The sequence below is a fragment of the Corallococcus sp. AB045 genome (assembly GCF_003668895.1).
Taxonomy (GTDB): domain Bacteria; phylum Myxococcota; class Myxococcia; order Myxococcales; family Myxococcaceae; genus Corallococcus; species Corallococcus coralloides.
The window spans coordinates 1-14,488 of sequence record NZ_RAWN01000077.1; the positions used below are offsets into that span (position 1 = coordinate 1).

Genomic DNA, 14,488 nt, shown 5'->3' on the forward strand with positions numbered 1-14,488 from the left:
GCCCCGCCCGGCCCCCTTGTCGCGGGGGCTCCAAAGCGCCCCTACGCTCGGCGCACGGACTGCCAGCAAACATCCGTCAGTGATCACAAGCGCTTGGACAGGCGCCCTTCCCCTCCTGTCCGATTTCGCATGGTCATGGCCATACATTGCCAGCCACAGCAGCCGTTGCCACCGAGGCAAGGGTTATTAGATCAACCTTGGGAGGCAGATCAGCGCACCTCGGAACGACCACCAAATGAAGTGTGTAAGAGGCGCCCTGACACTAGGTATAGGGGAGCAGGGGATGTTGACGGACCCCACCAGCGATCATATGGATCCGCCCGCCCGGCGGGTGGGCAGTCAGGCCCGGGCCCGGAATCCAGCGGTGGGCCCGCTGGATTCTGCCCATCCCGGACCATCCCAACGCTGCCGTCCCCGTGCCTGGAAGTGATCATCGGATCCCCTGGGATCTCGCGGCGTTGGCTATTTTGCAAATTTTGCATCAGCACTCTCAGTGGATCTGGAGGCGGGCGGCATGGAGAAGGAACTGAGTGGGAAGCCGGTGGTGGGTGGCAGGGAGTCGCGGCGTGGCGGCCGTGCGAAGGGCAAGGCCGCGGTGGCCTCCACGGGGCTGACCGTGGAGCGCTTCTTCACGACGCCCGGGGTGGATCCGGCGGACGAGCTGGCGTGGGAGTACCGCAGCGCGAGCATCAAGGGCGAGGACGGCAAGGTCGTCTTCGATCAGAAGGACATCGAGGTCCCCAAGTCCTGGTCGATGCTGGCGACGAACGTCGTGGCGTCGAAGTACTTCCGGGGCACGCCCGGCACGCCCGAGCGTGAGACGAGCGTGCGCAAGCTGGTGGCGCGCGTGGTGGACACCCTCACCCGCTGGGGTGAAGAGGGGCACTACTTCGCGTCGGCGGTGGACCGCGAGGCGTTCCACGCGGAGCTGACGCACCTGCTCTTGCGCCAGAAGGCGGCGTTCAACTCGCCCGTCTGGTTCAACGTGGGCGTGGAGGAGCACCCGCAGTGTTCGGCGTGCTTCATCAACAGCGTGGACGACAACATGGAGTCCATCCTGGGGTTGGCGCGCACGGAGGGCATGCTCTTCAAGTACGGCAGCGGCACGGGCTCCAACCTGTCCAGCATCCGCGGCAGCAAGGAGCTGCTGGCGGGCGGCGGCACCGCGTCCGGCCCGGTGTCGTTCATGCGCGGCTTCGACGCGTTCGCGGGCGTCATCAAGAGCGGCGGCAAGACGCGGCGCGCGGCGAAGATGGTCATCCTCAACGCCGAGCACCCGGACATCCTCGAGTTCATCCGCTGCAAGTCGAACGAGGAGAAGAAGGCCTGGGCGCTGATTGAGGCGGGCTACGACCCGTCCTTCAACGGCGAGGCCTACGGGTCGGTGTTCTTCCAGAACTCCAACAACTCCGTGCGCGTCACCGACGACTTCATGAAGGCGGTGGTGAACGACGGCCCGTGGCAGACGCGCGCGGTGCGCGACGGCCAGGTGCTGGAGACCTACAAGGCCCGTGAGCTGTTCCGTGAAATCGCGGAGGCGGCACACCTGTGCGGCGACCCGGGCCTCCAGTACGACACCACGGTGAACGCGTGGCACACGTGCTCCGGCACGGCGCGCATCAACGCGTCCAACCCCTGCTCCGAGTACATGTTCCTGGATGACTCGGCCTGCAACCTGGCGTCGCTGAACCTGATGCACTTCCGCACGCTGGAGGGTGGCTTCGACGTGGCCGCCTTCAAGCACGCGGTGAACGTGGTGCTGCTGGCGCAGGAGATCATCGTCGGCTTCAGCCGCTACCCCACCGAGCGCATCGCGAAGAACAGCCACGACTACCGTCCCCTGGGCCTGGGCTACGCGAACCTGGGCGCGCTGCTGATGGCCTCTGGCCTGCCGTACGACTCCCCTGCCGGCCGCAACCTGGCGGGGGCGATCACCTCGCTGATGTGCGGCGAGGCGTACGCGACGAGCGCGCGCATCGCGGAGAAGCAGGGCGCGTTCGCGGGCTACGGCAACAACGCGGAGCCCATGCTGGGGGTCATCCGCAAGCACCGCAAGGCGGCGTACCAGCTGCCCGCGGACGGCGTGAGCGCGGAGCTGCACGCGGCGCAGAAGGAGTCGTGGGACGACGCGCTGGCGCGCGGCATGGAGCACGGCTACCGCAACAGCCAGGTGACGGTGCTGGCGCCCACGGGGACCATCGGCTTCATGATGGACTGCGACACCACCGGCATCGAGCCGGACATCGCGCTGATCAAATACAAGAAGCTGGTCGGCGGCGGCATGCTGAAGATCGTCAACCAGACGGTGCCGCTGGCGCTGGAGAAGCTGGGTTACCCGCAGACGCAGACGCAGGACATCATCGCGTACCTGGACAAGCACGACACCATCGAGGGCGCTCCGCACCTGAAGCCGGAGCACCTGGCGGTGTTCGACTGCGCGTTCAAGCCGTCCAAGGGCCAGCGCAGCATCCACTGGATGGGCCACATCGAGATGATGTCCGCGGCGCAGCCGTTCCTCTCCGGCGCTATCTCCAAGACGGTGAACCTGCCGAATGACGCCTCGGTGGAGGACATCGAGAAGGCGTACATCGAGGCGTGGCGCAGCGGCCTGAAGGCCGTCGCGGTGTACCGCGATGGGTGCAAGCGCACGCAGCCGCTCAACACGTCGCAGGACAAGGCCCCCGAGAAGGCTCCGGAGTCCCGCCGCGCGGTGGCGGAGCCCGCCCCCGCCGTGACGCCCGAGCCCAAGGCGCTGCGCCGCCGGCTGCCGGACGAGCGGCAGTCCATCACGCACAAGTTCTCCATCGGCGGCCACGAGGGCTACCTGACGGTGGGCATGTACGAGGACGGAAAGCCGGGCGAGCTCTTCGTCGTCATGGCGAAGGAGGGCTCGGTGGTGAGCGGCCTGATGGACAGCTTCGCCACCAGCGTGTCGCTGGCGCTCCAGTACGGCGTGCCGCTGCAGGTGCTGGCGGACAAGTTCTGCCACACCCGCTACGAGCCGAGCGGCTTCACGGGCAACCCGGCCATCCCCATCGCCAAGTCCATCACCGACTACATCTTCCGGTGGCTGTCGCTGAAGTTCCTGCCCACGGAGCCCTGCGCGGACGACGTGGAGGTGACGCCGGTGGAGGAGGCCCGTCCGGAGCCGGTGACGCAGGCGGCGGTGCCGGCGCAGGTGGGGACGCTGCAGCTGTCCGCGATGAACTCGCGCAGCACGTACCTGAACCAGGCGGACGCCCCGCCCTGCCACCAGTGCGGCGCCATCACCGTGCGCAGCGGCGCCTGCTACAAGTGCACGAACTGCGGCACGACGACGGGCTGCAGCTGAGCGCCGCGGCTGTCTTGAGCTGAAGTGAGAAAGGGCTCCGGGGCTTCAAGCTCCGGAGCCCTTCGTGTTTCAGGGGAAGCGATGGAGGCGGGTGCAGATCTCCACGGCCCTGTCCGCGATGCGGCCCATTTCCTCCAGCATGGCGACCTCCAGGGGCGCGGGGCCGTGCTCGGCGACGAAGAAGGCCACGGGCTGGCCGCGCGAGTGCAGCGGGAAGACGAGCAGGTGGGACTCGGACTCGCCGCACAGCGCGGAGAAGATGGCCTCGTCCTGAGGGACCTGCGGGGCGCTGAAGACGCTGGGGCTGGGGCCGTTCAGCGCGGAGGTGAAGAGGGACGGCGTGTCCAGGTCCACCTTGAGCGCGGTGACCTCCGGACGGTCGCTGCCCGGACCCCAGGCACGGCCCACGCGCGCGAGCCCGAAGCTGTCACCCAGGAGGAAGGCCCGGCGGAAGCGGCCCGCGCTATAGGCCAGCAGCACCTTGCCGACCATGCCCTGCGAGTCCGCGGTGTCGAGCGCGGAGAGGACCTGTTCGGCGGTGACGGCGGGACCGTCCGGCGGCGTGTCGGTGGACGCGCTGGCGGCGGCGAGCAGGGCCTGGGCGGGATCGACCTCCGCGGCGGCCTGCGGCTGCCACGGCTGCTGCATGAACTCCCACGCGGAGGCCAGGGCCACGCCGTCCTCGGAGGCAGCGGGCGCGGCGGCGGGGACGTCCAGGTCCACGACGCGGTCCGCCCAGGTGGTCTCCGGGCTGTGGCCCACGGCGCCCTCCCCTTCCCCGCCACCCTGCCAGCCCACGAACTCCCACGTGGAGGCGAGCTGCATGGGTTCCTCGGAGGAGGTGGGCAGGTCGTCGAGCGCGATGGGCGTCCGGTCGCGGGCGGGCGCCGGGGGCGCGCCCACGAGGCGCGGCTTCGGCAGGGCCACGGGCTCTTCAGCGGCCGTGAGGCTGGGGGCTTCCGCCTGTGGGGCAGCGGGTTCGGGTGCCGCTTCCGCGGGGGAGACGAGGGCGACTTCGAACTCCGGGGGTACTTCGGCTCGATGCTCCTCGGTGGGCGCGGGGTTGGGGACCTCCGCCGGAGGAGCGGGGATCGCGGCGTCGGACTTCGGAGCGGCGGCGACCTGCCAGGACTCGGAGGATTCGGCTTCCGGGGACGCGGCGGGCTTCTGCGAGTCTCCCGCGAGGCTGAACTCGAGCGCGTCGGCTTCGGCGTCCTGCGTGGCGGGGGCGGCAATGACAGACGTGTCCGATGCCTCCGATTCAGGAGAAGGTTCCGTGGAGACGGACACCTCCGTGGGGAGGCGCTCCGGCTTCGAGGCTTCGATGGCGACGGGCGCTTCCGGGACGGCCTCGAGTTCCGTCGCCTCGAACAGCCCGCCATCCTTCGGAGTGTCAGCGGCGGCAGGTGCGGGGACTGGGTCCTGCGCGGGTGCTTCCTTCGCGCCAGCCGTGGATGCGTCGGGCGCGGCGTCCCAGATGGGTTCCGCCTCGGGAATGGCCTGGGGCTCGTGCGGCTCGGCGGACATCACCTCTGCGACTTCGAGGACGTCCACGGCTTCGGCGGCCTGGGGCTTGTGCGGGTCGGCGGACATCACGTCCTCGACGTCGAGGACATCCGCGACTTCGGCGGCCTGCGGCTCGGCGGACAGCACCTCTTCGACGTCGAGGACGTCCGAGGCTGCGGCGGCCTGCGGCTCGGCGGACAGCACCTCTTCGACTTCGAGGATGTCCGCGGCTGCGGCGGCCTGCGGCTCGGCGGACAGCACCTCTTCGACTTCGAGGATGTCCGCGACTGCGGCGGCCTGCGGCTCGGCGGACATCACCTCTTCGACTTCGAGGATGTCCGCGACTGCGGCGGCCTGCGGCTCGGCGGACATCACCTCTGCGACTTCGAGGACGTCCGGAGCTTCGGCGACCGGCGCCTCTTGCGGCTCGGCGGACATCACGTCCTCGACGTCGAGGACGCCCGCGGCTTCCGTGGCGGTCGCGACGGGCGGCTCCGCGGACACGGCGTCCACGTCTTCGAGGATGGCGTCGGAGAGCTCATCCCCGGTCAGGACCGCCGCGGGCTCGGGCGTCATCTCGGGGGCGGCTGCGACAGGTGCGACGTCGAGCGGCTCAGAACTCGGACTGACGTCGGCGTCGACGAGAAGCTCGGCGTCCAGCACCAGCTCGGACAATGATGAGCTCGGAGAGGGTTTGGCGGCGTCGGCCTTCAACGATGCATCCGAGACGACCTGCTTCGAAGAAGAGGCGTCCGCGAATGCATCCCCCCACGCTCCTCCGAGGTCCGGCACCGAGTCGCTGGCGGCCAGGACTTCCTCGACGGAGGCCACCACGGGAGCCGCGTCCACAACGGCCGCCGTGATGGCTCGGTTCACTCCGGACGGACGTCGAGCCGCTGGGGGCTGGGCTCCACCGGAAGACGGCTCCATGACAGGAATTGAGACACCCACCACGTCCTGGGCAATCCCTGCCAGCGCTGTCCCCTCTGGGGAGGTCGCAACGGGCGAAGCCTGGGCCGTTTGCGCGCCCACGGTGGCACTCGCGTCCCCAGACAGACCTTGAGGCGCGATGGCCGGCGCACTGCCTTGAGAGGCATTCGCTACGCCAGACAGGCCCTGGGCTCCGTTCGCCGGGCCAGACGCCACTTGAGCCGCCGTCGCGGACGACAGGCTTCCGGGCGGCACACTCGTCGCTCCCTGGGCCATCGCGGCCAGAGTTCCCGGCGGAGGCACGGCGACAGGACCTGGAGCACCTGGACGAGACGGCGGAACAAACGCCGGAGCACCAGGAGGAGGCACGGCGACACCCGGCGCGCCAGCTGCAACCGGAGGCACGGCTCCGGATGGAGGCCCTTGCCGCGGCGGCGCACCCGGAGGAAGGGGCTGGCCACCCGCGACGACAGGACGTCCCTGCACGGCATTCGGCGGCATGGCACCCGGAGGCACCATCGGACGCGCACCCGGAGGAGCCCCGACACCGGGAACTCCAGGCGCGGTCGGAGGCCGCTGTCCCGGAGGAACAGGCCCCGGGCCACCTGGAGTCATCATCACCGGAGGGGGCGCGCCCGGCGGGGGCCGAGGCGCCGCTCCCGGAGGCATGCCCGGAACTCCCGGCGGAGGCCCTGCGCGGACCATGCCCGGCGGCATCGGCGCGCCTGGAGGCATTGGTGCGCCCGGAGGCCCCACCGGTCGCGGCCCCGGCGCACCGGGAGCGGCGGGACGCATGCCCGGAGGCGGAGTCTTCGGTACAGCGGGAATCCCCGTCGCAGAAGGCCGAACCGCCGGAGGCACGGGACCCGCCCGCCCGATCATCCCGGGAGGCTGGGCTCCCGGCGGAGGTGCCGCACGCGGAGGCATTCCGGCACCCGGCGGAACCGCTCCAGGCGCGACTCCCATCGGCGCGACTCCCACCGGCGGAACCGCTCCAGGCGCGACTCCCATCGGCGCAACCACAGGCACTCCAGGAGCCATCGCCACCGGCCCAGGCGCCGGCATCCCCGGAGCCGCTGGCGGAAGCCCGCCCGCCGCACCCTGCCGGGCCACCATGCCCGGAGGCTGTGCCACCAGCCGCGGCGGCGCGGCCGGAGGACTCCCAGCGGGCCGAGCCATCTCGATGACCGGCGGAGCCCGCACCGGCTCGCCCATCACGATGTCCGGAAGCTCCTCGCCGACAATGGCCGCTTCGGCGAGGTCCGCGTCGGACTCCTGCTCCTCCGAGTCATCACTGAGGAACTGTCCCGGCGCGAGCCCGCCGAACATCCCCGCGACCTCGGGCTCCGCGCGCACGGGCGCGGGCGGAGGCGGCATGGCCGGCGGCGGCACGACCACCGGCGCCGCCATGGCGACAGGGGCCACCGCCGCCATGGACACCGAACGGCGCGCGGGCAGCGGAATGGCCGGCTTCAGAGGGCGCGTCGGCCGGTCGATGTCGTAGCGCAGGCTCAGGTAGTGGAACAGCCGCAGCTCCGGCACCACGTACGGGACAATGCGCATGCCGGTGATGAACCCGAGCGCATCCGTGGTCTGCAGGTCCAGCGGGTTGGCCATCGCGACCTTCAGCCGCCGGCCCTCCACCGCGAGCGGGAACGCCTGGTGCTTCTCCGCCTGATCCGCGTTGAGCAGCTTCAGCGTCGCGTCGGTGACGGCGTCGAAGTCCGCCTCCATCGCGACGGGCAACCGGGTCAACTCCCCCAGCACCATGCCCACCGTCTCGATGTCGAGGAACCCCAGCTCCACGAGCCGGGAGCCCAACCGGCCTCCGTGCACGAGCTGCGCGCTCATGCCCTGGTCGAGCTGCGCCTGCGTCAGGAGGCCCTTGCGGACCAGCGTCAATCCCAGCTTGTCGCCCATGTCGGCCCGCAGTCTAAACGGCTTCGCGGTGCCAATGAGAGGGTGCGCGCGAATACGACCTGCGCGCCCGCCCTGAACGCCTGCCTGCCTTGGACGCGGGACCCAGGCCCCGGTGCGGGCACACCCGGGCCCGCGGGTTGGGAGGGAACGCCCCTACTCCGTGTAGAGCTCCGCGGAGCTGTAGGTGGCGCCGTAGTAGCCGCCCGCCACCAGCACCTTGCCCGTGGACAGCAGGGTCGCCGAGTGACCTTGACGCTGGATGAGCATGTTGGCCGTGCGCGTCCAGGTGCCCAGGGCCGGGTCGAAGATCTCCGCGATGTTCGTGTGGTAGGAGCCGTTGGTGATGTAGGCGAACCCACCGGCGATGAGCACCCGGCCCGAGGGCAGCACCGTCGCGGTGTGGTCCACGCGGCCGAAGGCCAGGTTTCCCGCGCTGCTCCACTGCCCCGTGGCCGGCGTGTAGAGCTCGGCCGTCGTCGTCCAGCCCGTGCCCGAAGGGGACCCGTACCCGCTCGTGACCAGCACGCGGCCGTCCGGAAGCGTCGTCTGCGCGTGAAAGCGGCGGCTCACGGCCATGGAGCCCGTGGGCCTCCAGGTGCCGGTGGAGGGCGTGTACAGCTCCGCGGTCGCGGAATATCCCCCGGTGGGGCTCTCCCCTCCCGACACCAGCACCTGCCCCGAAGGCAGCAACGACGCGGCGGCGAAGTAGCGCGGGATGGTGAGACTTCCGGTGGGGAGCCACTTGTTGGTGGCGACGTCATACAGCTCCGCGCTGGCGAGCTTCGTCCGGTTGCCGCCCAGCCACTGCTCGCCGCCCAGCACCAGCACCCGGCCCGTTTCCAGCAGGAGGGCGTAGTGGTAGTCGCGTGCGGCGCCCATGCTGGCGGCGACGGTCCACGTCCCCGTCTCCGGGTCATACAGCTCCGCGGAGGCAAGCGAGTTGGTGGTGCTGTTGGCGACGAGCTGCCCCCCCGTCACGAGCACACGGCCATCCGGCAGCAGCGTCGCGGTGTGCTGGGTGCGAGGCACGACCATGCCGCCGGTGGGCTGCCACGTGCCCGTGACCGGGTCATAGATCTCCGCCGAGGCCAGGGCGTCCTTCGTGGGCGTCGAGTTGTTGAAGCCGCCGGCCACGAGCACCCGGCCGTCCTGGAGCACCGTGGCGGTGTGCTTCAACCGCGCGAACGCCATGTGCGCCGTGCTGCTCCAGCCCATGGGACCGCATTCCGCCAGGCCCGTGAGCGCGAACTGCGTGGACGTGGTCAGGCCCAGACCGTTGCGCACCGTGACGGTGATGAGGGGCTGCTGGCCCCACGCGAGGCAGCTCGGGGACGTCCAGGGGACCTCGCTGGTGGTGGAGGTGTGGATGGGCGTGCCCAGCGTGCCGACGCCGGCCGTCCACGTGAAGGTCAGCGGGCTGTTCTGCCCGTCTCGCGCCGTCACCCGGAACGTCATCGCGGGCAGCACGGGCACGCTGGCGGCGGCGGGCGAGGTGCTGACGATTTCGGGGCGGAAGAGCAGAGGTCGAGGCGATCCAATGCACAGACGCAGGGTGCCCTTCGCGACGCCGCCCCGGCCATCGGTGACGCTGACCGTGACGGGGCAGCGACCGCAGGCGGGCTCGTTGTAGACGGGCCTCTCATGGGGGATGAAGGTCGCGGTGGCGGACGTGGCGTTTGTCCATTCCCCCGGGCAGGCGGCGGTCCACGCATAGGAGAGCGGGTCCCCGTCCGACTCGGTGACCATCGCCGTCAGCTCCGTGGACTCGAACACATCCACCTGCGAGCGCGACGCGGAGATGTTCGTCACCTGCGGCCAGGTGTTGAGGCTCGCGGTGAGGACGGCGCTCCCCTGACCGGACGTCACCGTGAGCGTGAAGGAAATCGACGCGGAAGCGCCGTGCGAATCCGTCACCGTGAACGTGAACGAAACGGGGCCCTCGGTGTCGGGGGCCGTCCAGGACGTCGCGACCTGTGTTGGCGCGGAGAAGGTGCCGGCCTGCGCGCTCCAGGCATACGTGAGCGTGCCGACGGCATTGTCGCTGACGCTGGCGGTGAGCTGGACGGTGCCCCCCGGCGCCACGGTGCTGACCGACGCGATGATGGAGTGGATGCCGGGCACCGTGTTGTCAAAGGGCGGCGGCTTCGTCACCGGCTGGAGCGTCAACGCCACGGCGGCCGGCTGCCCTCCGGAGATGGTGACGTCCTGGGCCTGGCCCTCGAAGCGCTTCACGCCGGACGCGTCGAACGCCTGCGCGGTGAAGAGGCGCTGTGAGCCCACGGGAATGGCGGCGAGCGTGCCGCTCCAGTTCCCGTCCTCGCCCTTCGCCAGCGCGCCGGAAATGGCCGCCATGTCCGGAGCCGTCACGCTGACGGTCACCTGGGTGATGGACTCCGCGCCCACCGCCCCCTGAACCATCGCCACCAGCTGCGCGCTGCCCGTGGACGGCTCCGAGCCGCAGCCCGCGAGCACCGCCCAGAGTCCCAGCAGCAGAAAGAGCCCCCGCCTCTTCCAGATGTCTTGCATTCAACGGACGCTAGCCGAGCAGGCGTCCGGGCACCAATGCCCCTGGGTTCAGTACGCGTTCTTCGACAGGAAGCCACCCAGCGCGGTGCGCAGGAGGATCTTCAGGTCCATCAGGAGCGACCAGTTCTCGATGTAATAGAGGTCGTACTCAATGCGCTTCTGGATGGACGTCTGGCCGCGCAGGCCGTTGATCTGCGCCCAGCCGGTGATGCCCGCCTTCACCTTGTGGCGCAGGTGGTAGCGCGGAATCTGGCGCTTGAACTCCTCGATGAAGACGGGCCGCTCCGGGCGCGGGCCCACGAGGCTCATGTCGCCCCGGAGCACGTTGAAGAACTGGGGCAGCTCATCCAGCGAGTACTTGCGCAGGAACGTGCCCACCGGCGTGCGGCGCGCGTCCACGGCGCTGGCCATGGTGGCGCCCTGGGCTTCGGCGTCCACGCGCATGGTGCGGAACTTGAGGATGTGGAAGGTCCGCCCGTCCATGCCCATCCGCTCCTGGCGGTAGAGGATGGGGCCCTTGCTGGTGAGGCGCACCAGCAGGGCGGTGAACACCATCATCGGCGCGCTGACGGCGATGGCCACCAGGGAGAAGAGCACGTCGAACACGCGCTTGGCCACGCGGCTCCAGCCGTCCATGGGGTCGCCCTGGAGGCTGATGATGGGCAGGCCGCCGAACTCCTCCAGGCCGCCGTACAGGGTGATGTACTGGTACAGGTCCGGCACCACCTTGACGTCCACGGTGCGCAGCGCCAGTTGTTCCATCAGCGGCTTCACGCGCGCCTGGTCCTCCAGCGGCACGGCGATGATGACCTGATCCACGGGGTGGGCATCCAGGTAGGACTCCACCTCGCCCACGTGGCCCACCACGCGCACGCCGCCCACCCACTGGCCGACCTTCTCCTCCTTCAGCGACAGCACGCCCGTCACGCGGAAGCCCAGCTCGCGGTGGCTCTCCACCGTCTCGATGGTGCGCAGCCCCAGCTCCTCCTCGCCGATGACGAGGATGGACTTGAGGTTGTAGCCGCGGCGGCGCACCTCGCTGAGCAGGTGGCGCATGACCATGCGCGATACGGCGATGAGCGTGAAGGCGTAGACGACGAAGATGGCCAGCGTGAGGCGCGAATAGCGCTCGCGGATGAAGTACGTCACCGCCACCAGGACGAGCGTCGCGGTGATGGTGGCCTTGAAGAGCTCGAACAGCTCCCCCATGTGCGAGCGCGCGCGGTTGGTCGCGTACAGCCGCGCCCGCTGGAACGTCATCGGGAAGATGACCAGCACCATCACCAGGGAGACGAACGTCTCGGCCGGGGGCGGGACGCCCTCGGTGATGGGGAACACGCCGCTGAAGCGGGTGAAGTACGCGAGCACGAACGCCACACCGAGCATCCCCGCGTCGGCGGCGACCTTGATGGACGTGTAGAAGCGCTGCAGGCGACCAAACACCGCGGTGACTCCTGACGGGGGACGAGGACCGTCCGTCGGATGCAAGACACGCACCCTGAGCCCCGGGAGCCCTCAAGCGCCCGGGCCCCTCCCCCGGCGCGGCGTCCTATCACGGGTTTTTCCGTGAAACCAAGGGGTTGCACCGGAGGGCAGCGGACACAAGACATCCCGCCGGGCAGGCAAGCCTCGGGAAACTGGGGAGGGCGCGGACAGCGTTGTCACACCGCTGGGGAGGACGGGGACAGGCCCAGGAGGGCGTCCACCTCCGCCTGGATGGCCTGCTGGAAGCGGGCGCGGCTGAAGCGCTCGGCCTGGGCACGGGCGTCCTGGGGGCGGAAGGACTGCTCCCAGGCGTCGAACTGGCGCACGGCGGCGGCGAGGGACGCGGGGGTCTGCTCCGGGAAGAAGAGACCCGTCCTGGGAGTGACGGTCTCCAGGGCGCCGCCCTTGCCGAAGGCGATGACGGGGCGGCCGGTGGCCTGGGCCTCCAGGGGGGTGATGCCGAAGTCCTCCTCAGGGGTGAAGAGGAGCGCGCGGGCGTCGCGGTAGAGGGCGGGGAGCGCGCTGTCCGGCACGTTGCCGAGGAACCGGATGTGGGGCGGAAGCGGCCCGGACGTGAGGCGCGAGGCCTCCTGCCCCGTGCCCACGACCCACAGCGGGGTGTCCAGGGTGCGGAAGGCCTCCAGGGCGACGTCCAGGCGCTTGTAGGGGGCGAAGGCGCCGAGCCACAGGAAGTAGCCGCCCTGCCCTCCCCCTTCGAGCGGCACCTGGGTGAAGCGTTCGAGCTCCACGGGGGGCGGGACGACGGAGGCATCGCGGTCCCAGAAGCGGCGGATCTTCCCGGCGATGTGCTGGGAGTTGGCGACGATGCGGTCCACGCGCTGGGTGGAGGTGCGGTCCCAGTGCTGGAGGTAGGGGCGCACGGAGAGGGCGGCGGCGCGCACGGGGAGGCGGGTGCGGCCGGGGCCGAAGTACTCGTCGAACAGGTCCCACATGTACCGCATGGGAGCGTGGACGTAGCTCAGGTGGGGCACGCCGGGAGGTGCGTGGATGCCCTTGGCGACGCAGTGGCTGGAGGACAGGACCAGGTCGTAGTCGCCGGTGATGCGGAGGGCTTCGATGGCGCGGGGGAACAGCGGCAGGAAGTGCCGGTAGCGCGAGTGGATGCCGGGGATGTGCTGGAGGAACGACGTGGTGATGCGCCGGTCCTCGATGCGCGGGGACTGGCTGCCCGGCTGGTGGATGAGGGTGTAGAGGTCCGCGCGGGGGAACAGTTCGCAGAGGGCGTCGAGGACGCGTTCTCCGCCGCGGTGGGTGACGAGCCAGTCGTGGACGAGGGCGACCTTCACGGGAGGGCCTTCTAGCACTGGCGCGGCGGTGCGGGGGGAAGCCAGCGTGTGGTAGGCCAGGGAGCGTGCCTTCTGTCCTGCTCGACTTGAGAATGGTGCGCGGTCAGCTCCACGGCATCGCGAGGTACGCGCTGGAGCTGGCGCGCCGGCTGCCCGCCCTGGCCCCGGACCTGGAGTTCTCCGCGCTGGTGCCAGCGAAGGGCCTGCCGGACGACCTGGGCGACCTGACGCCGACGATTCCGCTGCACCGCTCCAGGGCCGGGTACCTGTCCCCGACGGAGCAGCCGCTGCTGGCTTACGAGTTGGCGAAGCTGAAGCCGGACCTGTTCCACGCGACGTCGTTCTCGTTGCCGCTGTTCTGGCCGGGCCGGCTGGTGGCCACGTTGCACGACGCGAACCACCTGGCGCTGGCGGACCAGTACACGCCAGTGCAGGCGATTTATTACAAGGCGGTGGTGGGCCCGCGGGCGCGCTTGGCGACTGCGTTGATTACCGTGTCTGACTTCTCCCGGGAGGAGCTGGGGAAGTACCTGAAGATGTCGCCGTACCGGTTCCAAGTGATCCACAACGGTGTGGATTCAAGGTTCCAGCCCCCCACGGTGAGCGAGGCGAAGGCGTTCCGGGAGCGGCATGAGCTGCCGGAGCGGTACATCGCGGTCGTGGGGAACGCGAAGCCGTTCAAGAACCTGGCGATGCTGGGCAAGTTCGCGCCGGAGCTACCGGTGCCCCTGGTGCTGCTCGCGGGCAAAGGCGCGGTGGCGCACGAAGTGGGCCTGCACGAGAACGTCATCGACCTGGAGCAACTGCCTGAGTCGGAGATGCCGTTGTTCTATGGGGCCGCCACGGCGCTGCTCCTGCCTTCGAAGTACGAAGGATTTGGATTGCCTGCCCTGGAGGCCATGGCGTCCGGATGCCCTGTGATTGCAGCGGACACGACTGCATTGCCGGAAGTCGTAGGGGACGCAGCGCTGCGAGTCCCTCCCGACGACGTGAAGTCCTGGCATGAAACAACACTACGCGTTCTCAGAGACGAGAACCTGCGCCGGAATCTGATGGAGTTGGGTCGCGAGCGAGCGGCTCGGTTCACCTGGGACCGATGCGCCCAACAGACCCTTGGCGTTTTCCGGAGAGCCCTCCAGGAAAGACGTTCATAGCTTCAATCCGCTGGGCAGGCAGCGTTCTGAATCACCAAGCGCGCGCTGACTTCACTTGGTACACCTCCCCGCCCCGCAGCTCGAAAGCCAATCTCGATATCCGGTCTGCGCATCTTGGCAATAGGCCACAGGTAGCGCGGCGGCTCGACTTGGAGGAGGGCTTCGTCGACGCATGCTTCGCCTCGGCGAAAGGGGGAGTCCTGCGCCGGAAGAGCAAGAGTGCAAAACGATAAAGGCCCTGGCAGCCGCGGATCGCACGGGTCCTCATCTCGCCATGAATTTGGCAAGCGCTTCTCCTAGAAATCCAGAATCACCGTGAGCACCCTCAA

At 69.6% G+C, this 14,488-nt stretch carries 6 protein-coding genes; 2 read left to right on the forward strand and 4 right to left on the reverse strand.

All coding sequences use genetic code 11. The features are described from left to right. The first annotated feature begins 514 nt into the window (after positions 1-514). On the forward strand, positions 515-3,331 hold the full coding sequence (locus tag D7Y21_RS19650) for a vitamin B12-dependent ribonucleotide reductase (protein WP_121714997.1): 2,817 nt from the start codon (positions 515-517) through the stop codon (positions 3,329-3,331). 69 nt (positions 3,332-3,400) lie between these two features. On the opposite strand, the gene D7Y21_RS43485 is transcribed toward D7Y21_RS19650, so the two are convergent. The 4 genes from D7Y21_RS43485 to D7Y21_RS19670 form a co-directional block, all read right to left on the reverse strand. After that, complete coding sequence (locus D7Y21_RS43485) at positions 3,401-7,687, reverse strand: hypothetical protein (RefSeq protein ID WP_121714999.1); 4,287 nt, start codon at positions 7,685-7,687, stop codon at positions 3,401-3,403. Positions 7,688-7,840: 153 nt separating this feature from the next. After that, on the reverse strand, positions 7,841-10,213 hold the full coding sequence (locus tag D7Y21_RS19660) for a kelch repeat-containing protein (protein WP_121715001.1): 2,373 nt from the start codon (positions 10,211-10,213) through the stop codon (positions 7,841-7,843). Between the two features lie 48 nt (positions 10,214-10,261). Next, the gene (locus tag D7Y21_RS19665) at positions 10,262-11,656 is read right to left on the reverse strand and encodes an undecaprenyl-phosphate glucose phosphotransferase (RefSeq protein ID WP_121715003.1); all 1,395 of its coding nucleotides are present in this window, start codon (positions 11,654-11,656) and stop codon (positions 10,262-10,264) included. 218 nt (positions 11,657-11,874) lie between these two features. Further along, entirely contained in the window at positions 11,875-13,005 is a 1,131-nt protein-coding gene (locus tag D7Y21_RS19670) for a glycosyltransferase (RefSeq protein WP_121715005.1), read from the reverse strand. A gap of 92 nt (positions 13,006-13,097) precedes the next feature. Between D7Y21_RS19670 and D7Y21_RS19675 the strand changes: the two genes are divergently transcribed. After that, positions 13,098-14,159 carry a glycosyltransferase family 1 protein gene (locus tag D7Y21_RS19675; RefSeq protein WP_233612205.1) on the forward strand — a complete coding sequence of 354 codons (1,062 nt, stop codon included), beginning with the start codon at positions 13,098-13,100 and terminating at the stop codon, positions 14,157-14,159. Positions 14,160-14,488: the final 329 nt, after the last annotated feature.